The 23,081-nt window shown below is 40.5% G+C and carries 21 protein-coding genes and 1 CRISPR repeat array; of the genes, 9 read left to right on the top strand and 12 right to left on the bottom strand.

Translation table 11 applies throughout. From position 1 onward, the window contains the following. Positions 1-126: 126 nt before the first annotated feature. Together QM454_RS06850 and QM454_RS06845 are read left to right on the top strand one after the other, a co-directional pair. Positions 127-777, top strand: coding sequence for a hypothetical protein (locus QM454_RS06850; protein ID WP_432363190.1), 651 nt, complete (start codon positions 127-129; stop codon positions 775-777). Next, on the top strand, positions 774-1,118 hold the full coding sequence (locus QM454_RS06845; protein WP_432363188.1) for a CHY zinc finger protein: 345 nt from the start codon (positions 774-776) through the stop codon (positions 1,116-1,118). The genes QM454_RS06850 and QM454_RS06845 overlap by 4 nt, the downstream gene beginning before the upstream one ends. Positions 1,119-1,178: 60 nt before the next feature. Here QM454_RS06845 and QM454_RS06840 read toward each other — a convergent pair whose 3' ends face one another. From QM454_RS06840 to cas9, 5 genes are all read right to left on the bottom strand, one after another. Then, positions 1,179-2,144, bottom strand: a complete 966-nt coding sequence (locus QM454_RS06840; RefSeq protein ID WP_432363186.1) for a quinone oxidoreductase family protein — start codon at positions 2,142-2,144, stop codon at positions 1,179-1,181. 417 nt (positions 2,145-2,561) lie between these two features. Beyond that, a CRISPR array of direct repeats spans positions 2,562-4,773; the repeat unit is 36 nt; unit sequence GTTTTCCTATACCAAAAACTGAAAGAGTACCGAAAC. A 27-nt stretch (positions 4,774-4,800) separates the two neighbouring features. Further along, positions 4,801-5,724 carry a hypothetical protein gene (locus tag QM454_RS06835; RefSeq protein WP_432363184.1) on the bottom strand — a complete coding sequence of 308 codons (924 nt, stop codon included), beginning with the start codon at positions 5,722-5,724 and terminating at the stop codon, positions 4,801-4,803. A gap of 38 nt (positions 5,725-5,762) precedes the next feature. Continuing rightward, positions 5,763-6,059, bottom strand: a complete 297-nt coding sequence (gene cas2 / locus QM454_RS06830; protein ID WP_432363182.1) for a CRISPR-associated endonuclease Cas2 — start codon at positions 6,057-6,059, stop codon at positions 5,763-5,765. Positions 6,060-6,075: 16 nt separating this feature from the next. After that, complete coding sequence (cas1, locus tag QM454_RS06825; protein WP_432363180.1) at positions 6,076-6,975, bottom strand: type II CRISPR-associated endonuclease Cas1; 900 nt, start codon at positions 6,973-6,975, stop codon at positions 6,076-6,078. 178 nt (positions 6,976-7,153) lie between these two features. Continuing rightward, positions 7,154-10,339, bottom strand: a complete 3,186-nt coding sequence (gene cas9 / locus QM454_RS06820; RefSeq protein ID WP_432363178.1) for a type II CRISPR RNA-guided endonuclease Cas9 — start codon at positions 10,337-10,339, stop codon at positions 7,154-7,156. A 312-nt stretch (positions 10,340-10,651) separates the two neighbouring features. Here cas9 and QM454_RS06815 point away from each other — a divergent pair, with 312 nt between their 5' ends. Then, a complete protein-coding gene (locus QM454_RS06815; protein ID WP_432363176.1) occupies positions 10,652-12,298 on the top strand; it encodes an SLC13 family permease in 1,647 nt (548 codons plus the stop codon). Positions 12,299-12,326: 28 nt separating this feature from the next. Here QM454_RS06815 and QM454_RS06810 read toward each other — a convergent pair whose 3' ends face one another. The 3 genes from QM454_RS06810 to QM454_RS06800 all read right to left on the bottom strand — a co-directional run bounded on the left by QM454_RS06810 (position 12,327) and on the right by QM454_RS06800 (position 15,715). Next, complete coding sequence (locus QM454_RS06810) at positions 12,327-13,538, bottom strand: MFS transporter (protein WP_432363174.1); 1,212 nt, start codon at positions 13,536-13,538, stop codon at positions 12,327-12,329. A gap of 147 nt (positions 13,539-13,685) precedes the next feature. Further along, positions 13,686-14,765, bottom strand: a complete 1,080-nt coding sequence (locus QM454_RS06805; protein ID WP_432363173.1) for an AI-2E family transporter — start codon at positions 14,763-14,765, stop codon at positions 13,686-13,688. Positions 14,766-14,866: 101 nt separating this feature from the next. Next, the gene (locus QM454_RS06800; RefSeq protein WP_432363171.1) at positions 14,867-15,715 is read right to left on the bottom strand and encodes a VOC family protein; all 849 of its coding nucleotides are present in this window, start codon (positions 15,713-15,715) and stop codon (positions 14,867-14,869) included. Between the two features lie 104 nt (positions 15,716-15,819). On the opposite strand from QM454_RS06800, the gene QM454_RS06795 reads away from it, so the two are divergent. The 4 genes from QM454_RS06795 (at position 15,820) to QM454_RS06780 (ending at position 18,049) form a co-directional block, all read left to right on the top strand. Further along, positions 15,820-16,137 (top strand): winged helix-turn-helix transcriptional regulator, encoded by a 318-nt coding sequence (locus QM454_RS06795; protein WP_432363169.1) that lies wholly within the window; start codon positions 15,820-15,822, stop codon positions 16,135-16,137. A 396-nt stretch (positions 16,138-16,533) separates the two neighbouring features. Beyond that, positions 16,534-16,785 carry a hypothetical protein gene (locus tag QM454_RS06790; RefSeq protein ID WP_432363167.1) on the top strand — a complete coding sequence of 84 codons (252 nt, stop codon included), beginning with the start codon at positions 16,534-16,536 and terminating at the stop codon, positions 16,783-16,785. A gap of 47 nt (positions 16,786-16,832) precedes the next feature. Next, positions 16,833-17,498, top strand: a complete 666-nt coding sequence (locus QM454_RS06785; protein ID WP_432363165.1) for a hypothetical protein — start codon at positions 16,833-16,835, stop codon at positions 17,496-17,498. Between the two features lie 134 nt (positions 17,499-17,632). Then, positions 17,633-18,049 carry a hypothetical protein gene (locus tag QM454_RS06780; RefSeq protein WP_432363163.1) on the top strand — a complete coding sequence of 139 codons (417 nt, stop codon included), beginning with the start codon at positions 17,633-17,635 and terminating at the stop codon, positions 18,047-18,049. Positions 18,050-18,184: 135 nt separating this feature from the next. On the opposite strand, the gene QM454_RS06775 is transcribed toward QM454_RS06780, so the two are convergent. From QM454_RS06775 to QM454_RS06760, 4 genes are all read right to left on the bottom strand, one after another. Then, positions 18,185-19,111, bottom strand: a complete 927-nt coding sequence (locus QM454_RS06775) for an IS3 family transposase (RefSeq protein WP_432363890.1) — start codon at positions 19,109-19,111, stop codon at positions 18,185-18,187. Further along, entirely contained in the window at positions 19,012-19,455 is a 444-nt protein-coding gene (locus QM454_RS06770) for a helix-turn-helix domain-containing protein (RefSeq protein WP_432363161.1), read from the bottom strand. The genes QM454_RS06775 and QM454_RS06770 overlap by 100 nt, the downstream gene beginning before the upstream one ends. Before the next feature lie 327 nt (positions 19,456-19,782). Further along, positions 19,783-20,346 carry a nucleotidyltransferase domain-containing protein gene (locus QM454_RS06765; protein WP_432363159.1) on the bottom strand — a complete coding sequence of 188 codons (564 nt, stop codon included), beginning with the start codon at positions 20,344-20,346 and terminating at the stop codon, positions 19,783-19,785. A gap of 93 nt (positions 20,347-20,439) precedes the next feature. After that, positions 20,440-21,489, bottom strand: coding sequence for a hypothetical protein (locus QM454_RS06760; protein WP_432363157.1), 1,050 nt, complete (start codon positions 21,487-21,489; stop codon positions 20,440-20,442). Positions 21,490-21,719: 230 nt separating this feature from the next. Between QM454_RS06760 and QM454_RS06755 the strand changes: the two genes are divergently transcribed. Together QM454_RS06755 and QM454_RS06750 are read left to right on the top strand one after the other, a co-directional pair. Further along, the gene (locus QM454_RS06755; protein WP_432363155.1) at positions 21,720-21,860 is read left to right on the top strand and encodes a hypothetical protein; all 141 of its coding nucleotides are present in this window, start codon (positions 21,720-21,722) and stop codon (positions 21,858-21,860) included. Positions 21,861-22,026: 166 nt separating this feature from the next. Continuing rightward, on the top strand, positions 22,027-23,049 hold the full coding sequence (locus QM454_RS06750) for a PQQ-dependent sugar dehydrogenase (RefSeq protein WP_432363154.1): 1,023 nt from the start codon (positions 22,027-22,029) through the stop codon (positions 23,047-23,049). Positions 23,050-23,081 lie beyond the last annotated feature (32 nt).

Genomic DNA, 23,081 nt, shown 5'->3' with positions numbered 1-23,081 from the left:
TGAGCGCTCGCTCAACTTGTTGAAAAGTGTGATTATACTTATAATAAAGCTATGAAAAATTTATCTATTGATCAAATTAAGCATTTAAATAGTTATAGTGTTTACATCGGGAATCCCAGGCATCCCATGTTTACGCTCGAAGATCTATTGAATGAGCAGAAAACAGAGGCTTGTCTGACTGCTGTACAAACGGTGAGCAGGAGCCCGAACATAACAGTTGCTGCATCATTTTTTATGCGCCGGATTGGAATGTTTTTGAACACACAGTTTTATAATTTAGCTGTTTACGATGAAATTTGGAATGGGAATGAAAATCGTCTTTTATTTGGGGCAATTGAGGAATACGGAAATCGGACTGTCAGTACATATGCCGATGCATCTGACTGGCATACCGTAGAGGATAACGAACGGCAAGACGCAATCCGAAACTTGCTCCTGTTCGCATACAAAGTCATCCGTCAAATCCGAACTATCGTGTCCATCTCACCGTTGACGCTATGGGAGAATATTTTTGGCTTTTTATTATGGCAGTATCATGTTTTGCTCGAGAATCCTGGAACTAGCGAAAATGCGCGGAAAGATCTCGATGTTTTGAAAGACGACAAGACGTGGGAACAAATTGCGCCCCGCTCTTTGCTTGCGACATACTTACAAGGTTACGAGCCATCCGAATTGATCAACACGACAGTCCGAACGACATGTTGTTTGTCCAAAGATGTACCCGGTTTAATGCAATGCGGGTTTTGTCCGCTAAAAGAACAAAGGAGGATAAGATGAAAGAAATTAAAATCTCAGGAAGTGTCATCGATGAAGAAACGAGATGTACACATTACCATTCCGACCTCGATATTATTGCAATCAAGTTTTATTGCTGTAAAACGTATTATCCTTGCTTTTCTTGTCACGAGGAATCGGGATGTGGTGATCATAAAGTGTGGCCGATAGAGAAGTTTGGGGAGAAAGCGGTGCTTTGTGGAACATGTAAAAATGAGTTGACGGTGAATCAATATAAGGAGAGCGGATATGGATGCCCTTCTTGCGGGGCAAGATTTAATCCGGGATGTGGGTTGCATTGGGAGTTGTACTTTGAAAATGATAACGAAGTGAAAACGCTGTAATAGGTTTTCACTTCTTTTATTCTCTCGAATGGAGTGGCTCGATGCATTGTGATAAATTCATTATATTTTAATTAACACTTTCCCTTCATAGTTACGGCTTTCAATTAATTTATGTGCTTCCGCCGCATCTTTCAAATGAAATATTTTAGCAACGGGAATAGAAATTTTGTTCGAAGCGAATAGTTCTAGCACTTTTTCCGCGACGGGTGCTAATCGTTCAGGAGCATGTTTTCGTGTAGTACCTAAGCTAAAACCTTTAACATTTCTACAACTACTATGAACATCGCTCGTTTTAAACGTACCAGCCTTCCCACTACTATTGCCAAATTGAACAAGCGTACCATACAAAGACAAGCATTCTAAACTTTTACTCGTAACATCACCAGCAACCGAATCAAAAATAACATTGGCACCTTTATTATTTGTCTGTTTTAACACTTCCTCAGTAAAACTTGCATACGTACAAACAGTATTAGCCCCTAATTTCCTAACATAATCCTCTTTATTTATATTTCCTACCGTACCAATAATTTGTTGAACACCGGCTAACTTTGCCAATTGTACAAGCATCGAACCGACTCCACCTGCAGCACTATGAATAACAATTGTATCCGTTTTTTGTACCTGCCCTATTTCGTAAAATAGGATGTAAGATAAAATCGCGACAGTTGGCATTGAAGCGGCCGTTTCAAATGAAAGGTTATCCGGAATTTTAAAAACAAGGCTCTCATTTGCAACAACATATTCCGCATAGGATCCGTTTTTAGGAAAAGCTATGACTCTCTCCCCCTTTGAAAAGGCAGAATTAGGAGCAACTTCTTCAACTACTCCTGCTACGTCTAATCCAAGCATTAAAGGGAACTTGCCTTTTCCTTTAGTACCTATGCGAGTTTTAATGTCGGCATAATTCACACTTGTATAAGAAACTTTTATTAACACCTCCCCTTCACCTATATGGGGAATGGGAATGTCTGTATAGGAAAGTACGTCCGCCCCACCAAATTCATGTTGAATGACAGCTTTCATTTTCAATTACCTCCTAAATTTCGCTACCAGATTCTTCATGTAGTAACTTCGCAATATCCTTTTGTAATTTACTATTCGAAAATTCAAGGGTGCAAACAATCGACTTGCCATGTATGGATTTTTAACAAATGAATTAACAGACAAAAAAACAGCCCCTAACCTTTGTAGATTAAGGATTTTGATTGGTTGAATACAAGTTGGTGATAGACGTTTTAACAGACAAATAACAACTACTAAAAAGCCAAGAATAAATAATCTGAAAAATCATTGGAGAGATCAATGGTAATGTGAAAAATTAAGAACGACCATAAGAGTATCTCTTTTGATCACTCCAATCTATCTAGAGGACAGAGGGGAAGCTACCAAAAACTGAAAGAGTACCGAAACCGTTCGCTATGACGATTGCAGGCACTATAAGTTTTCCTATACCAAAAACTGAAAGAGTACCGAAACTTAATGACTTTCAACCGTTTCGAATCTGTAGTTTTCCTATACCAGAAACTAAAAGAGTACCGAAACTCCTTTCGACTTGCTCCCCGTCTGCTTTCGGTTTTCCTATACCAAAAACTGAAAGAGTACCGAAACATTGGCGCGGCTTAGGATTTAAACGGTCCGTTTTCCTATACCAAAAACTGAAAGAGTACCGAAACGCACAACGTGTTTATCGTCCACAGCAACGTGTTTTCCTATACCAAAAACTGAAAGAGTACCGAAACGTGCGGAAAAGATTACGCTGCCCGATTTAGGTTTTCCTATACCAAAAACTGAAAGAGTACCGAAACTGTCAGCCTGTCTTGCGTTGTTAATCGTTGGTTTTCCTATACCAAAAACTGAAAGAGTACCGAAACCACGCCGCTGAAAGGAGTGCGCCTCGCATGGTTTTCCTATACCAAAAACTGAAAGAGTACCGAAACACGGCGTGAATAGTTCCGGGATAACAATATGTTTTCCTATACCAAAAACTGAAAGAGTACCGAAACTCACCCTGCTCACTCCGACACCTCCACTTCGTTTTCCTATACCAAAAACTGAAAGAGTACCGAAACTATGTTTCAACTGGAAATAGGCAGTGTCCAGTTTTCCTATACCAAAAACTGAAAGAGTACCGAAACATGTCCGGAATGCTACTGTGAGTCAGCGATGTTTTCCTATACCAAAAACTGAAAGAGTACCGAAACGCCTACTGAATCAATCGAAAAAGCCATTTCGTTTTCCTATACCAAAAACTGAAAGCGTACCGAAACCTAGTACCCCCTCCGAATTTGCTCATCATTGTTTTCCTATACCAAAAACTGAAAGAGTACCGAAACATCGTGCGGATGCAGGAAAGAAGCTCTTTGGTTTTCCTATACCAAAAACTGAAAGAGTACCGAAACCTGCAATGGAAAGTAACGCTAAAGCTATGGGTTTTCCTATACCAAAAACTGAAAGAGTACCGAAACATTCAAGTGTTGAAGCAGACGAAGGGATTAGTTTTCCTATACCAAAAACTGAAAGAGTACCGAAACCGAATACGAAGAAAACAAAATGGTTGTTTTGTTTTCCTATACCAAAAACTGAAAGAGTACCGAAACGCAACAGGGGATTCATTTTGAAGCCTAGCAGTTTTCCTATACCAAAAACTGAAAGAGTACCGAAACAGCTTGAGCAAGGGATAGCATTTGGTGATGGTTTTCCTATACCAAAAACTGAAAGAGTACCGAAACCGCGCAAGCCACGCAAGTAGGCGGCGAGCGTTTTCCTATACCAAAAACTGAAAGAGTACCGAAACTTGGAGACACTACGATAAAAATACTTAATAGTTTTCCTATACCAAAAACTGAAAGAGTACCGAAACATTAGTTGGTACTGCATAGATAACTACGGAGTTTTCCTATACCAAAAACTGAAAGAGTACCGAAACTAAACAAGCTATATGCTTTCAATAAAACCAGTTTTCCTATACCAAAAACTGAAAGAGTACCGAAACCTTGGAAGAGCTCGTTGATAACGTAATAAAGTTTTCCTATACCAAAAACTGAAAGAGTACCGAAACGTCGGAAGGGGTAGTAAAGACAATGTCATCGTTTTCCTATACCAAAAACTGAAAGAGTACCGAAACAATACGGAAAAGGAGGTGAGTAAATGAAATGTTTTCCTATACCAAAAACTGAAAGAGTACCGAAACCCCGAACATGACGCGGATTTAATTGAACGAGTTTTCCTATACCAAAAACTGAAAGAGTACCGAAACTGACCTTTTAAACGAAATCGAACTGCTCGAGTTTTCCTATACCAAAAACTGAAAGAGTACCGAAACATAGGGTCGCGATCTGTCAAAGGAATTTCGGTTTTCCTATACCAAAAACTGAAAGAGTACCGAAACGTCGAACTGGGATGGTGCAGCATCTAGCTCGTTTTCCTATACCAAAAACTGAAAGAGTACCGAAACCCCCCTCTACGCGGGTGTCCCCGAATATGTGTTTTCCTATACCAAAAACTGAAAGAGTACCGAAACTCTCTTTGGCGTAAACGACTTTGAGGATGAGTTTTCCTATACCAAAAACTGAAAGAGTACCGAAACGGTTGTTGGCCGTTGCATTTTTAGACAACTGTTTTCCTATACCAAAAACTGAAAGAGTACCGAAACCACCCATTTCATTGTACCACAAAGCGTTTAAAAAACTGAGCGACGATTAATAAACTTCGAAATATTCGGCGGAAACCCCTTTAAATCAATGGTTTGTCTAATATTCAATGCTTTTAACATGAGGTAGGCAATAATACGGATCGGCTGTTCATAACCACTAATTATATCCTCATCGACCATATTATTTGAATGGTTATCCACAGCTTGTAAAACTGCATTTTTAGCTATGTCAAAATACTCATCTTCTGCTCCATATGGAACCTCGGCCATCACATTTCTTTTAACCATTAATAATGACGCCTCATTAATTATTTGACCATTCAAGCAGTAATTCCTTCTTCCTTTGATCTTTAGTACACTCGTGACGATTAAAAATGAGATTCCTCTTTTTATCATTTTATCAATATATTCTTGTAGCTGAAGTAATTCTTCAGTACCTGAAAATATTTCTGGCAACTCAATAATTATTAACGTCCGTTTATTCAATCCTTGTTCTCCTATTAGACGCAACAGCAATAACTTAAATTCTATAGGACTCATAATCGGCATTGTACTAACTAACGTGATGAAACTCTTCAAATCACTTTCAAGAAAATCATTTACTTCTGCCTTAATTTTATATTTGTTCAGCAATTCATTGACAAAGAACACCTCTTCCTGCAGCTCTCTCCAAACGTCAAGTAATTCTAGAAAAACGGGAGAGTTGCTTAAACTAGTGATACACTCAGTAATCACATCATTTAGAGGAGATTTGGCGGTGAGCTTATCCATCTGTATTCTGGCATCGAACGGTATAAAATAGCAGTTCCAATCTTTTTTTTGAAGTGGTACAGCGTCTTCTTCAATCTGTACACTGGAACTACGAGAATTAAAATAGTCATCTATTAACCTTACAATTTCATACCAAAGAACATGATGTCCAGATAAAATTGTGCAATCACCGATTTCCAAGTTATACTCTTTGTCATCTGCTTTCACATTCCATAAGATCATAGAATCACCAACGTTTCTTGAGTGATGACTTCCTCTTGGATTGTTTTACCGCCAACCAAAATTTGCATTTTCTCATATTGTTTTTCAGTTACAGCCATTATACGAATAGAACCTTGATTAGGAAGGTTTCGCTTCAGTCCTTCGATATATTGAAATAACGCTGTTCTATTTGGAAATATTTTTGCATATACCGAAAATTGAACCATCGAGAATCCATTGTTTATAAGATATTTTCTAAACTTGGTATAAACTCTTCGTTCAGTCTTTGTAACCATCGGGAGATCAAAGAACAATAGTAGCCTCATAATTCTATATGGCGATGCCATTTTCCGGATAAACAAGCTTTGATAAATCCTTTTCGTTCATCGATTTTATAAATGATTGAACGTAAAGGTCAATTGCGTTTAATACGGTCTGATTCTGTCCCCCGATACGAATCTTCGCGTTTAAACGACCTATTAAATTTTGCTTTGTCTCCCTAGACAAAAAATCCTCTTCTTCTACAGCCAACACTACCCAAAGGTCAATAACTGGTCGAAAAACCTCCATACAGTCATCTACAAGATTAAATGCATTAAACTGATTGCGGTGGCCAATTCCGTACGCCGGATGCAACCCGTACGATACTATCGTTCTAGCAAAACAGGAGCGTAAGACAATATAACCATAGTTTAGCGCTGCATTATACGTATCAATTGCATTTCGAGTTCTAGTGAAATTATTACCAAACAACTCTTTAAAATAAATACTTGCTGCTACTCCTTCTCGATTTGTTAAGTCGTTAAATGTAACACCTCTTGAAAGCGCATTCATTCTTGAAATGACTTCCGGGTCTTTCTTTAAATATTTTAAGACCGAATTTTGATTATCAATTTTTATTTGGAGAATACGAGCCCACATCTCCTCGCGAAGCGTGTCTTCCCATTCAAGTTGTTTTCTTAAAACACCGTATACACGGTAATGACTGTACAAACCTAAGCAGAACAAGTTGGGATTGTGCAACTCATCACAGAATATTAACAAGATGTGGTATTCTGTTAACTTATTCATCAACCTACCTGAAACAACCGTTCGGACATTATCTACAACAATTGTATGAATATCCGATAAAGGGATTAATATCTCTTGCTGATCCTTTATGACTTTCAAATTATCCAAGTACAATTTCATTTCTTCGGCTTCCGCTATATAGATTATTCGCCAGCTCATAGAATCTCCTCCTTCTTTCTAATCTTTGACTAAAAAGATAGAGTTTATTCATAGAATTAGAAAAGCCCCACATAAAGTGGGGCTGAGTTCGGGATAAACCCTTGTTTCGATAGGTTCTCCCAGCTTTTGGTATAGGACGATGAATGCATTCATCGCACCTTTAATATACCAAACATTTTTACATTTGTAAATACATATTAAAGTTTTCTTTTAGTATTTTATGTCGATTGCCTAAGACATCAACATTATACTTTATTACATTTGAAATAGTGGATGGTGTAAGAAACCCATCTTTTCGTTCTTGCTTCCTTTTTTCAACAAAATCAACCTCAATCTTATTATCCCTTGGCATGCCATCTCCTCGGAAAATACGTTCATAAAATTGTCCATCCTTTTCAAACGAAAAAATGTCATTTTGGTACAAGCTCAGCTGAAATTCATACGAGTCGTCAATTTTTTTATAGCTTTGCTGCATTTCACTTTCGTACATCTCCGTGTCTAAAAGTAGACGATTTCCAACTTGCCTAAACCAATGATACGGAACCCCAATATATTTATACTTGCCTTCCTTATTTCTATACAAATCGACTCGCACACCTTTAATGCTTAGCAATACCACGTCATTTTTGGCTTCTGGATACTTATCTGTGATATTCATATGAACACCTAGCTTACGTTCTCGATATCGCAGAACTTTCACCGGGACTTTTCCATCCTTCAAAATATATCCATTCTCATCATAATAAGCTTTAAAAGGGTTGTCCGCTGTAGGATATTCTTTAATGATTTTTTGAATTAACGAGAACAATTCTGGGTTATGTTCTGCAATTAAAAAACTATCCGGGCTTTTTTCAAGTCGCTTAAGAAGAGGGGCAACGGCTCTTTTATCTAACTGATAAATATTACCTGACTTCCCCAAGTAATATTTCTCTCCATCCTTCACCCTAGTCCCATAGATCGTTTGGTTCGACATGGTTCGATTCCCTTTACGATCAACCTTATGCGAATACTTAATATAAGGTTCATAATTAATAATCCCGCGGAAAAACATTAATGTCTGATGGTTAAAGAACTCTTTTTCATCTTGAATTTCTCCCGTCTCCCTATTAAACACGATGCCTTGCTCGTCCATATTAAACTCGCGGAAAAACTCGAACACAGGCAATTTGCCGATTGCGGCAACGATCAGCGCATCAATAGCATGGTGAGCATGACTTTCATCGCGGTCTTTGTTCATACGTGCCCTTCTGCGCAATGCCGCTGTAAATGATCCTCGAATCGACAATACAGTAGTCTCAATTTCATTAACGTTGAAAAATGTTCGCAAAGTCATAGAGAAACTTCTCATCGCATATTGAGTATCTACTAAATTCCGATTAATAAATTGCTTTTGCAACTCTTCATTGTTTTGAAGATCCCTTTGTTCTAATAGATAATCCTTCTTTTTACTTGATATTTTACGTCCCTTATGCAAATTCAACACATCAACTTTGAATTGATCGAACGATCGATTTGATTCTCCGCTCGAGAAATATTGAAAAGGGGTCCGTTGTCCCTTCTTCTGATTTTCGGATCGATAGCAAAGTACTTTATTCGCCTGACCGTCATCAAAGGACAACGAAATTGGGAGTATATGATCAATTTCAAACAGTGTAGGATCTCCCACAATATCATTGAGGACAATCCCTTTGCCTGAGTACAAGCATTTCCCATCCTGCGAATCCCATAACTTCATCGCCAAGTGTTGCTTACTTGATAACTTTAATTCCGCTATTGATTTTACACCGAGGAGCTCTGCCATTCTTTTTTCAAACTTCCCTACTTCTCGCTGAAAATCAACATATTGCTTTCTTTTTTCTTCACTATTCTTTTCTCTCGCTGTCTCCACAACAATCGTTGCAAATTCTCCATATTTTTTCCGTGCCTCATTCACAATCTTTATCGCTTCACGGTGGGCTCTTTTGGCAACCGTGCTTAAAATGGCATCATCATCAAACTGAATGTTTTTACTTCCAGTTAACTTTGACAAACGCTTCTCTTCCAATTTCAACTCACTGAATAATTCCATTTGATTCTTATTTGTCATCCATAATTCATTTAATATAAGCTTCATTGCTTTCCTAGAAAGTGCATGATAGCCGACAAAATCCGTTGTTTCCTTGAAAGCATCAATAATCTTGGCTCTTGTATCAGGTTCATACATCACTAACAAATTTTCCATTTGCTCTGCACGCCTAGTATATGATTTTTCGGCTGTTAAAACATTTACGATTTCATCCAATACCTCTATATTACTTAATAGGCTAGTAGGCAAGTTTTTTTCCTTTACTATTTTCAATATAACTTTGTATCCCTTAAAATCTGTAAAGATCGGTCTATCAGTCTTCATATCTATTCGATATCCAGTAACGACAGCGTCCGTACTAACGCCCTTATACTTTAATATTTGTGGTAGAGTAATGTTCTTACCTTGATTAACAAAATTTTCAACGATGAACTTTTTATCTTCAAAGGTTAAATATTCTCCATCAATTTGAAGTTTATTTAAATCTCCATTCAATAAATTAAAAAGATCAGCCGTATATGACATTTTAGGGATTCTTAGTTCTTCCGGAAAATACGTACACTTCCCACGCATCTTATTAATCATCGATGTCTCGATAAGTCTTCCACGGTTATCTAAATAATATTGGCCATACGGGGTGGGAGATTTTTTGGACCCTGGTCCTTCAAAGTATTCCCTTCTCGTCTCTATTAAAAGTAATATCTCGTCAATTAGCTTGTCCGTCAACTCAATATGAAACTCTTTCTGTTTAGATAAAATCGCCCTTGCTTCAGTTAAGTAGTCGGCTGTCCTGAATCGATTTTCATGATTCCTCATTTTTTCGTGTGGATTACTCAGCCTCTCCAACTGAATTTCACAAATGTATTTTGTATCTAATAATTTTTTGTTTCTTATTAACTGTTCTTTTGTTGATAGTTCGCTTGCATTTTTGTCTTCTTGGTCTGGTGCATCAAGTACAACCCCACGGCGTTTTACTAAATGATAAATAGCTGCTGTCAGCTCTTCCTTTGATACTTCCCCATAGATGGCATCTCTTCTTGCCTCATATGGATTTATTACACCAATCCCATTCAAGGGCAAGCCTGCTTCCTTTAAAAGTTCCTTCGCCCTTTCAAGTCTGTGCGTCCTTCTTCTTTTCAATCTTCTTGAGCTTCTAAAACCCCTTCTTTCTTCATTCGCATTTCGTGTAGCTTCTTCAAATATGCGCACTCCTGCATCAATAATTTCACCACTGTCCGAGTCCAAAATTCCCCATCCTACAGAAGATACGCCAATATCAAGCCCTAATACTTTGGACATCATACTAACCCCCTTCAATTTATTTACTTTTCCATATATTCAATGTACCATATTACCTATTCTACATGCACAATGAAAAGTATAAAAATTCCACAAGTTGATGTCGTGTATACTAATTTCATTCAGTAACTTAGACATATTAATCTCTATAGCAAGCTAAACTCCCCATCCATCTACCAACTTATCTATATATCTACAGCATTCGACAAATCTAGCATTTTTGGTCTTGTCCCCCATAGTAGTTAATAGTATACTCGTTATTATGCCAATGCACCAAAGATTTCAACAATTAAACAAAGGGGGAATTCGACAATGTTTTCGTCGACATGGAACCGATTGTGGGACATGCACGATCAGGTGAAGGGGTTGTTTCGGTTCTTTTTTAGTCCAAACTCGGCTGAGATGGCTTCAGGAGGCGGTGGCGGACAGCAAATTGGTGTTGGAAATGCTGGAGGCGGCCGGGATCCGCGGAGTTATTCGCCTGCACAGCTAATCGGGTTGGTGTTAGGACCGCTATTATTCTTTCTTACGCTATTGTTTTTCAAGCCTGAAGGTCTTTCTCCGGAAGGTGTTGCCATTTTGGCAAGTACGTTGTGGATTGCAACGTGGTGGATTACGGAAGCAATTCCGATTCCGGTCACTTCCCTATTGCCGTTAGTGCTGTTTCCGTTATCGGGCGGCATGGCAGTGAAAACGACTGCTTCAGCTTATGGGGATGAAACAGTCTTTTTATTCATGGGGGGCTTCATGATTGCGCTCGCCATGGAAAAATGGAATTTGCATCGCCGGATTGCGTTGACAATCATTTCCGCAATCGGTACGAATATGGACCGTATCGTTTTAGGTTTCATGGTTGCAACTGGCTTCTTGTCAATGTGGATTTCAAATACGGCGACAGCTATGATGATGGTTCCGATCGGACTAGCAATCATCTACCAAATTTCAGATGCACTAAAGGATGACCCTTCGGTAGATACGTCGAAAGAGAATTTCGGATTCGGTAAAGCGCTTATGCTCGGAATTGCTTATTCAGCTTCTTTAGGCGGAATCGCGACGTTAATTGGAACACCGCCGAATACGTTGCTTGCAGGTGCAATTAACACAATGTATGGCATCGAGCTTTCCTTTGCAAAATGGATGATGTTCGGTGTACCGCTTGCTTGGAGCTTCATTTTGATCACTTGGATTTATCTCGTGAAATTCGCGTACCCGTCCAAAATCAAAACGTTACCAGGTGGACGCGGCATTATTGATAGAGAAAAGAAGGAATTAGGAAGAGCTTCAACAGAAGAGAAAATTGTTTTCGCGATTTTTGTATTGGCTGCTTTTTCTTGGATTACTCGCACGTTCCTTCTATCCAAATTTATTAATGGGTTAAGTGATGGCGTAATTGCCATGTTGTTTGCCATTATTTTATTCATCATCCCATCGGTCAACAAAAAAGGCGACCATCTACTCGATTGGAACACGGCTGTCAAATTACCGTGGGGCATTCTGTTGCTATTCGGAGGCGGACTTGCAATCGCTGCCGGATTTGTCAGCTCAGAATTGTCTGTTTGGATTGGATCACAATTGTCGGGATTGAGCGGCGTACATGTACTTGTCGTCATTCTTATCGTCGCGACACTCGTCATTTTCTTGACGGAAATTACGTCCAACACGGCAACCGCTTCTATGATGTACCCAATCATGGCTTCACTTGCGGTCGCATTAGGCTTCCACCCGTATGCACTCATGATCGCTGCTGGTGTGGCTGCATCTTGTGCATTCATGTTGCCGGTTGCAACACCGCCTAACGCCGTCGTATTCGGTTCCGGCTATTTACGTATTCCGGACATGGCGAAAGCTGGATTCGTACTCAATATCATTGGAATTTTCCTTGTGACAGCAGCCATTTACTTCTTGCTGCCTATGCTATGGGGAATCGATTTGACAACTATTCCAGAAACGTTTAAATGAATGAACTGAAACAGGGCAAGCCGCATTTTTACGGCTGCCCTGTTTTTAATTGCAACGCCTTCTTCGCTCGACGAAAACGAATCATCCCTACATATACAACCGGCAAAATCGCCGTAAGTGCAATGAGCCCTTCCCAACCGAACGTTTCGTACAGCGGGCTCAGCAATGTACTTCCCATCGCTACGCCGATGTAATAGGAAACGAGGTAAAGGCTCGCAGCACTACCTTTATGGTGGGAAGCTTCCTTACTGACGGATGCTGCCGTCAAAGAATGGGCCGTGAAAAACCCTAAACAGAGAATACATAGGCCGATAATAATAATTGTTAGAGATGAAATAGCTGTCATACCAATTCCTAACACGATTAACATAACTCCTACAAACCTCGTATTCCGGAGACCGAACTTCCCTGCAAGCAACCCTGCTAAAGGAGCCCCGACGACCCCGAATCCATACGCCAAATATAAGTAAGAAATGGTTTCAAGCGATAGTGAATACGGCCGCGCAATTAAGTGGAACGGTAAATATGTCCATACACCAGTAAATGATAATTGAAGGACGATGCCTAATCCAAAGACGATAAGTAAGGAAGGGTTTTTTAGATGAAAGACAATCCCTTCGATATCTTTTGCAAAGGTCGTATCAGTCGGCACGAAATTCCTTGATTTCGGCAACGTCAACAGTAGGATGATGAATAGCGTCGTTCCAAAAATAGAAAGAATATATAAAGACATTTGCCACGAAGCCTGTTCGGCAATAAACCCCGTCATGAAGCGACCAATCATACCCCCAAGACCATTAAAAGATATGTAAAGAGCTGTCGCGACACTCATGAATCGAATATGTATTTCCTCGCTAATGTAAGCGAGCGCCGCAGCCGGTACACCAGCGAGCGAAAACCCTTGCACGAAACGAAGAATGACGATGAAAAGGAATGAATCCGTATTTGCAATAAGAAGAAACGGAATGACAGAGCCGATTAACGAAATGTAGATGTAAACATTCCGTCCGTTCCGATCGGAAAAGAAACCGAGAACGATAAGCCCGATAATAAGCCCAATCGTCGTCATTGACATAGCCATACTTGCATACGAAACCGATATCCCGAATTCTATTGTGAATAAAGGAAGAAGCGGCTGCATTGCATACATCGATGCAAAAATGAAAACCGAAGCGAACCCCAAGCCGAGCACGATTTTCCAAAATTGAAGATTTCTCAACGTATAGCCGTCATGTTGCATGATCCCACGTCCAGTCTCCAGCTTTTTTCTTTTATTATATCATTTTAAATCTTTCAAACTTACACAACATCATAAAAAAGCGACCATAACGTATATGGTCGCCTTGCTGTTCTGATATCTATTACGTCCCGATTGATTTTTTAACCCTTACACGTTCTTCGTCGCTGCGTGCTTAATCTTTCGCCGTTGGTCATAAATATTCCGTACAATGACTTTTCCGACTGCGTATACTGGCACGCCGACGATGATGCCGACGAAGCCGGCGAGGTTCCCCGCCGCCAAGATGATTGTAATGACGGTGAGCGGGTGGATGTCGAGCGATTTGCCCATGACGTTCGGCGTGATGAGATTGCTGTCGATTTGCTGGGCGACAAGCGTGACGATCGCGACGAAGATAACAAGTTTAGGATCTTGTATATAGGCGATGATAAGTGCCGGTGTAATGGCAATCCATGGACCAATGAATGGCACTAAGTTCATAAATAGCGCGAAGATCGCCAAGAGTAGCGAATATTTCAGCCCTATTAGCAAGTAACCAATTAATATGAGTGAAGCAAGTATGGCGCTGATTAAAAACTGACCTTGGATGTACGAGCGCAATACATTGTCGATGTCACTTAATGTTTTTTTAATCCATTCACGGCGTTCACCGCTGAATAGGTTATAAATGATCGGAGCGAATTTCTCGTGGTCCTTCAGCATGAAAATGAAGAAGAAAGGTACTAATATGAGCAGAAACATCGCTTGGAAGAAAGATTGTAAAAATTGGACGACCCATTTTCCAAACTTCACTGCAATTGACTGGGCCGAATTTGCAGCACTGTCTATAGAATTCTGTAACTGCTCCGGCAAGTCTTTTTTCTGTTCTAATAACTTATCCTTCACTACATTAAATTCCTTCACCAAAGTTGGAGCGTCTTCGACAAGGTTATTCACCTGTTTTGTAATTGGTGGACCAATGATTGAGACGAAGATCCATAGCACGACCGCGAGTCCTGCGAGGATCGTCAAAATACTTGCCCACCGTGGAAATTTCCGGTTTTCTAAAAACCGCTGGATCGGTTCCGTCATGTAATAAAGCACGCCGCCGAGTAAAAGAGGCAAAATGATTGCTTTAATAATGATGACAACCGGAGCGAAAATAAAGCTGATTTCCATGAAATATTTAATGATTAATATTGATAACAGGATTCCTATACCAACTTGGAACCAAAGCTTCTTTGTCAATTTCCCACTTCCTTTACCATATACAATAGTGTTAATTAAAGTATACGGTTTATTACGGGCAGTGTCGAAAGAAGTTTCATTATAATTGATTACTTTTGTTTTTATTTGTGAATACGTAAAATGATTCCGTTCCCAGCAGGATCTTTTGTAACAGAATATCCTGCATTTGATTCCACAGTCGCACCTAGCTCTTCAATTTTCTCGATTGCAGTTGCCAATGTTGCTTCGTCAGGATAAACCAGTGTATACGCTTGAAGTCCGGCACTTTCTTCGGACGGACGTGGCGCGCCTGCACCGTTCCACGTATTCAGGCCGAGGTGATGATGATAATTTCCTGTCGACATGAACAATGCTTGCGGATAAGTAGTGACGACTCTGAACCCTAACGCTTCATAGAAAGTTTGCGTCTCTGGAAGGTTTGCGACGTGGAGATGAACATGCCCCATAATTGTTCCTGTAGGGAGTCCGTTCCATTCATCATTTCCGCTTTCTTCAACAATCGCCCTTGCGTCAAGCGCGTCCGAGCTCATCGCGACGAAATCGTTTTGCCATTTCCAAGATTCTGGTTCCCGATCTCGGTAGATTTCAATGCCGTTTCCGTCAGGATCAGATAAGTACAGTGCTTCGCTCACGAGGTGATCTGATGCACCTAGAGGTATTTGGTTGTTTGAAAAATGTTTAATTGCTTTTCCGAGATCTGCTCGCGTCGGCAATAAAAGCGCGAAATGATAAAGCCCTGTACGTCTCGGCTCTTTCGGAAGAATATGTTCCGGTTGTTCTAATACGAGCAACGGATTTTTGCCATCCGCTGTTAGAGTGACTCGATTTTCAGCCTTCTCTAACACCCGAAACCCGATAATTTCCGTATAGAAGCTTGTCAATTTGTCCAGGTCAGTCACTTTTAAAAGGACTTCCCCTGTGTATATATGTGGTGGTTGATGAAAGTTCATGTTTTATTCCCTCCTGGTAAGTTACTTACTTTATGTAACTAACTTTATATGTTATAATATGATTTGTCAACAAACAATGATTTTACGTGAAAGGATTTTGGAATATGAATGAATTCGAACTCTGTCCACGCTTCGAAATGGCGGTTTCCATCTTAAGCCAACGATGGACTGCGTTAATTTTATATCAACTCATGTCAGGTCCGCAGCGCTTCTGCACAATGACCGATAAATTGGGCGTGAGCGGAAAAACATTGACGGAACGGTTGAAGGACTTGGAACAGCGCGGCTTCGTCGTCCGTGAAGTATACCCAGAAACGCCGGTACGCATCGAGTATTCATTAACGGAGAAAGGGAAGTCTTTGACGCCGATTATGAAAGAGATTGAAGATTGGTCGAGGAAATGGGTTTCGGTCGAAGATTAGGATGGCTTTCAAAGGGAAGTGCATACTAATGGACAGGGAATCCATTGTTTTGGCGCGGAACCTACCGCTTTGGGCGCGGAACCTCGCGCTTTGGACGCATGGTCTACTTTTTCAGCAAAAAGCCGATTGCAAACTAAGCATAACGGGTTCGGTTGACGGGGAGAAAACAGTAAAACACACAGCATTTGGGGACACAATTCGCGTATGAATTGGTGTCCCCTTTTTTGTTGTTAAATCAACATTTAAACGCTTTACACGGACAAATTAGTACCCCAATTAACACCCGAATTAACAAGACCGCATAAATTTATGTGGTATTGCTAATTGGTATGCTAAAACGGTTGCGAATTGGCTATACTAATTGTATAACCAATTTTAGACAGGAGATTGATACGGATGAAGTTCATAACACCCAAAAACCACAATGCGGAAAAGGTAGATTGGCTCATCTCGGAGCGTGCCAGAAGTATCGTAAAAAGCTACGCAGAATATACGGAGCATAGTGAAAGCGAAGTGGTCAACCTGTTCCTACTCAACCTCTTAGAAGACGAAGACTTTATCGATTGGATTGAAAGAAAGAGAAATAACAGAAGGCTTGTTAAACAGCTTGGAATTGAAGATTTAGTAGGTGATGAGAAGATTGGCTAAGTTGAAGCGTTTGGCTACCAAAGAAGATTTGTTAGTGGATGTCCCTTATGACTTCCATCAATCGAGTATTCTCGAAGGAAATTCGATTAGCCGATGCTCATCATTTCCTGTGTCAGACAGATAAGACGAAAACAAGAAAAGAAGCCCGTGAAGAATTTGTTCAAGCGAGCATCGATTTGAACCATTGGGGAGTAATGAGAGGGATCGAAACAAATTCACTGAGGAAATTAGCGTTTCTGCAATTGCAGGAACTCTTTACGTACCATCACTTCCACAAGAGGGTCACAACTGCGTCAGGGATACACTTAGAATATGCAAACAATCCCATCCTGCACCCTCTTGCCACGATTGACAGGGGGTTACGCTCTGTTGATTGCACAACGAACTTATCATCACTTGATCCGAGAGATGTTGCTTCCTTAATTATGAATGTGAATGACAACGCAACAAATACTTTCATCCAACAAATTCGGAGAAGGTTGTCCATATTAGAAAGACCCTTAACCACCGCACGAGGCGATGGGAAAAGTTATATCTATTCGAACTTCAATCCTAAATATGCTCAAATGGCTATCACCATCCTGCGAACTTATTACAACTTTTGTTTCGCTTATAATTCAAACGGAACAAAAGAAACGCCAGCTCAACGATTAGGGTTAACGGATAAAATGTTCGACTTGAAAGATATTGTCTACCTAAGGCGGTTTAATTAGTTTGAATATAATTAATTTTCCTTAAGGTAATAAGGGATTTTATGTTAATATTAATTGGAAGGTTCTGTATGTAGAGTTCAGGGTGGTTTTTAAAAGCGGTTCATTAGAGAAATTTAACTAAAGGGGGACAAATAATGAGTAAAAAAAACGTAATTTATCTAATAGTCGGTGTACTTGCAATAGGGTTTCTACTTTTTAAATATAACGAGTATAAAGAAAAGAGCTTGGATGAAATCTTCACGAATGTTAAAGCTATTTCTATCGAGATTCACAATGATGACGATGAATGGACAATAGTTAACAGAGAAGCAATAGATGAATTAAAAATGTTTTTAAGCCAATATCAAATTAAAAAAATAAAAAGTCCAAAAGGGATTGTCTATTCGGAAGAAGCAGTATTACGGATGAACATTCACACAAAAAATAAAATTATTATGGTTTTATTTGACAAAGATCGTATTCACATTGCTGGCATTGGGCATTACAATGTTCTCAATGGACCAATTGATAAGGAGTGGCTCCAAAGTTTTTCAGAAAAATATCGCCAATGAGTTATGGAAAATTAGATACCGTCAACTATAATCGATCGAGATTAAGGAACAGACCAATACGCACCTTCAGTCAGTAAAATATTCCATTAAAAAACGCTCAGAATTGATGTGACCCCTAAAAGTTAGAGTTTTATATTACGCAGCTAGTTGGCTGGTGTGAAGACGGTATTGAACCGGACTCATGCCAGCCAGTTTCTGTTTGATTCGTTTGTTGTTGTAATAATTTATGTAAGCCACGATAGCTCTTTTTAGTTCCTCATACGTGCGCGGTGGTTCGCCATAATACATTTCCTGCTTTAGTAATCCAAAAAAATTCTCCATGGGGGCGTTGTCCAGACAGTTTCCTTTCCGGGACATGCTCTGGAACACTCTGTGTTCTTTTAAGGTCGCAACCCATTTTCTATGCTGGTAGTGCCAGCCTTGATCCGAGTGGATGGTCGTCCGGTATTTTGCGTTCTTTACGATATCAAGGGCTTCCTCCAAGGGTTTCATCACAAAGTCAAGCGTTGGACGCATACTAATGCCATACGAGAGAATCTCTCCATTATACATGTCCATTATTGGACTAAGATAGAGTTTTAGGCCATCCGAACACTTGAATTCCGTGATATCTGTCGTCAGTTTTTGACATGGGAATGTCGTCTTGAACCGGCGGTGAATACGATTTTTCACCACTGTACCAACGTTCCCCTTATACGAGCTATAACGACGTGATTTGCGGGTGAACTTATTGCCTTTCAATCCTAGCTTTCGCATAATACGTTGCACCTTTTTGTGATTCACTACGATGCCACGATTCTTCAATTCTAGTTGAATCCTGCGATAACCATAACTTTCGTTGTGCTCATCAAAAATGGATTGAATCGTTTCCTCCAACCCCTGGTTAGGATTCTCCCTTTTCATTTGTTTTATATGATAGTGATAAGATGAATCGGGAATGCCGACAATCTGAAGTACATCCTTCAGTTGGAACCCTTCTTTGAGTTCGAATGATAGCGCTGCTTGTGCTTTTCGAGATAGCCGTCCGGATCCATCCGAAAAGCTCGCAACTTTTTTAAGTATTCCACCTCCAAGCGGAGGAGTTCATTTTCCCGTTCCAACTCCTGTTCACGTGTCATTTCATTCTGTTGGGCTGGCTTCCGATCTTTCTTCTTGACGTTCTTCGCTTTTTCAGACATCACTGGCCGTCCTTTCGGGTTGTCCAGGGCTTCCGCACCGCCTTCGAGAAACTTCTTTTTCCATGAAGAAATTAGCGGTGGATTCGTCAGGCCGAAGTGAAGTGCCGTTTCTGTCCGCGAAGCTCCTGTCCTTTTCATAAAGCTTAGTACATCCAGCTTGAATTGAACAGAATAAACTTCATTATTCTTCTTTCTCAATAATCCTTCTACACCATATTTCTTGTACACTGACACCCACGCTCTAAGCTGTCCAGTTGACTTCATACCATATTTTTTTATCAGCGTATTGTAGCTAAATAGTCCAGTCAACTACTCACGCACAATCATAACCTTAAATTCATCGCTATATTTAGCCATAAGAAAACACCCCAAAAGTTAGTTTTTGACTCTAACTTTTGGGGTGCACTTCAAATCTGAGCGTTTTTATTTGTTATTTGTGATGCTAATTCAATGCTGAAACATATGCTAATGGGGATGTTATTTTCACTGTTTTTTACTGTTTTCTCCCCATCAACCGAACCCGTTAAACTAAGCAACCGGCTTTCTTTTATTCATTTACAACTGAGAAATCCACGGATGACTAGGAACGTGTATTTCAAGCGCTTCGCATAGCCAGATTTTATCATCATATCGGAGTAAGTCTTTCACAGCATGAAAATCAGCATGATCTTTCTCTCGCGAATTTTTCGCTTTGTATAGAAGGGCGACCACTGGATGCAAGTAAGGAATGCCATCATCGGAGATTAAAAATAATTTTGAGCTTGGAAAAGTGATTGTCGGATCCCGTCTAAAAATCCAACGGCCATCTTCCACTTCATTCATCAACACTTCCAAACGCTCTCCGCTTTTTTTATGGATGCCGTGCAACTCATGGATTGGCAGCTCCAACGTCTCCGTTTCCCACTTAACGAGCTCCCCCTTCACCGCTTTTTGAAAGGACCAACCGGCTAGAACATTTTTCATCCTATGTTGGTCTTCCCGAAGGACGGCAATCTCAATGTCCGAGTGATCCCGCGTTTCATTCCCAACAAAGAGATCAATCGCCCAACCACCTGCAATCCCCCAAGGCCGATCATAACCGTCCATCCATTCCGCCACTTTTCGACATAACAGTATCATCTGTTTTCCCCCTCGCAAAAAAGGAGCGACAATGTCACTCCTTGAAAGCCTTACTCTTATGTTATGTGAATACTATTACTTTCACAAATTTCTTTATAATTTTCCGATATAGCTTAAACTTTCAACGCCTTGCGAATCAAATGAGCCGTCCAAGATCGCTTGCACATCTTTTAATGTGTCCTGAAGACTTACGGATTGACCTTTTTGCCCAGTGTACGGTTCTGCCACATAAAACGGCTGGGTCAAATACGCTTCCAAACGTTCTCCACGTTTATAAGTTTGTACTTCGGAAGCTGGCAGCTTTTCTTCTCCGCCTACAGCAACAAGTGAACGCAATTCCCGGTAACGGCGCAATAACTTTTGTGCTCTTTGCTGAATGAAAAAATGATTCTGATCCAAATGTGAACCTTCTAGTACGGATGAAGTTGAGGCAATTGGGTTAACTGCAGGATATCGGTATCTTGCCGACAAATCAGCATCGAACTGCCAGAGCGTTTCAAGTGGGCCGTACGGAAGCTCCTCATCTACCGCCTCTCCCGTTAAATCCAGGAGGAAGGTCGTGACGGAATCCATTCCGATCTGTTGCAAACGCTCTTGCAACTCGTAAATCCCACCAGTTACTACATGACTTTTGTCTGCCGCAAACGCAATTTCCTTTTCAAGACCGAGAGCTGCCATTTTCTCATACGTTTCGTCAATTGTTTTCGTTGTAATATCCACATTTTCCAGTATATCTTCCAACTCAGGGTGATTTCCTTCAGGCAGTAGCAGGAATGTCGTATAGCCTTCACCCTTTAATCGGTAGAATAATTCACTTAGGACTACGAGTTGACCCATTTGTTTTCGTGCCACTAAACCGATCGTCCCGCCTTTAGCCAACGGTGCAAATAAATCAAGTACTTTAATCTTCGTTTCAATCATATCTATCTTCTCCCCCCGGATTATCAATTCATCCAAACTGCATTCCGCTAAATCCGCAAGTGCTACAAGTGTCCTCACTTCCGATTTACCGACTGAAATCTTTCCTGTACATAAATTTGAAACTGTCGCCGGCCGAAGACCAACTGCTTTAGCTGCACTCGTCAAATTCGGCACCTTTCTCCTCAACAATGAAACGTTTAACCGAAGATTTTCCCTTTCCATAGTTTCACCCCTTACTTTGTGTCGTAATTTATATTATGCTGTGAAGTAACAAATGTTTACGCTTAAGCGTAATTTATTTTCCGAAGTAAAAATGACTGTCTCAGCTGTTCCCTTCTGAGAAAAAACCATACATACTTTCAGGCCAATTTTGTAAAAAATCCGGATAGAATTGACGAAGTAGGGAATCTTAACTATGATCCAAAATCCAAAGTGAGGAAGGTGACATTTTTATGAATAAAATGGCGATAGCAGCATTAGGTATCGGAGCGGCATTTCTCATGAGGAATAAAAAAGCTCGAGGTAAACTGATGAAGCAATTCGAATCGCTCGCAGAGCCATTCACCTCAAAAAATGGATCAACTAGTTCATAAAAATCTTTCTCACCGGAGAATCGGCATCCTTTTTGGGTGCCGATTTTTAATGCGATTAAACTTCGAGGCGACGACCGAAATATAGTACCTTGTCAGAAAACTGAGTAAACTGCATGTAAATAAGGTATATTATGTTGAAATGGAGTAACTATGGAAGGGGTGTCATATGAAGCGGTTTGTATTCTTTTTATTCTTGATTGGGCTAGTGGGGTGTTCACCGACGGACATTGGGGACGGTGGCATTCCCGCCGTTACTCGTATTGCAACAAATTTGGAGTCCCCTTGGTCGATTGATTTGGATGGTGAACAATTTTTCATATCGGAACGGAACGGTGCAATTGTACGGATTGATGAGGATGGACAGATGGTCCGTGAAGAGGTGTTGTTAACAGAGCCTTTATCATCTGCAGCGGAAGCGGGGTTGCTTGGATTTGTCCTTCATAGAGATTTTAATGAATCCTCGCTTGCCTATGCCTACTATACGTACAATCGTAGTGGAAAACCGGTCAATCGGATTGTGATGCTACAACGCGATGGCGAAATATGGCGTGAGAAAAATATCCTCTTGGATAATATTGAATCTGGGCCTGTCCATCATGGCGGCCGTCTTGCACTATCCCCTGATGGAACTCTTTTTGCAACAATTGGGGACGGGGCTACGCCTGCAAGTGCGCAAAACCCTAACTCATTCAACGGTAAAATTGTAAAGCTACAAGAGGATGGTACTTTCAGTATTGTCAGCTTAGGGCATCGGAATCCACAAGGACTCGCCTGGAATGCAGACGGCGAACTATATTCTTCGGAGCACGGGCAATCCGCAAATGACGAAATCAATATAATTGCCGAAGGCGGGAATTATGGGTGGCCGGTAATTGAAGGGAATGAGAGCAGAGAAGGCATGATTTCTCCGTTGCTTACTTCCGGTGCCAATGAGACGTGGGCGCCGTCCGGAATGACATTTCACAATGGTCTACTATATGTCGCAGCGCTTAGAGGCGAAGCCATTTTAGTAATCAATCCGGAAACAATGGAGATCAGAAAGATTGAAGGTTATGGCCGTATACGGGACGTCTATTCAGATGGCGAGTCACTTTACTTCATTTCCAACAACACCGACGGACGGGGAACTCCTTCCGAGTCGGATGATGTACTGTATAAATTAACGATTGTTAATGATGAAGGAAAGTAATAATTCTTTATCTGCTTCAAGTAGAAAGGAAG

It is taken from the genome of Sporosarcina sp. UB5 (genome assembly GCF_050859005.1).
Classification (GTDB): Bacteria; Bacillota; Bacilli; order Bacillales_A; family Planococcaceae; genus Sporosarcina.
The sequence above is the reverse complement of the archived record's forward strand: the minus strand, read 5'-3'. Positions and strand labels throughout refer to the sequence as shown.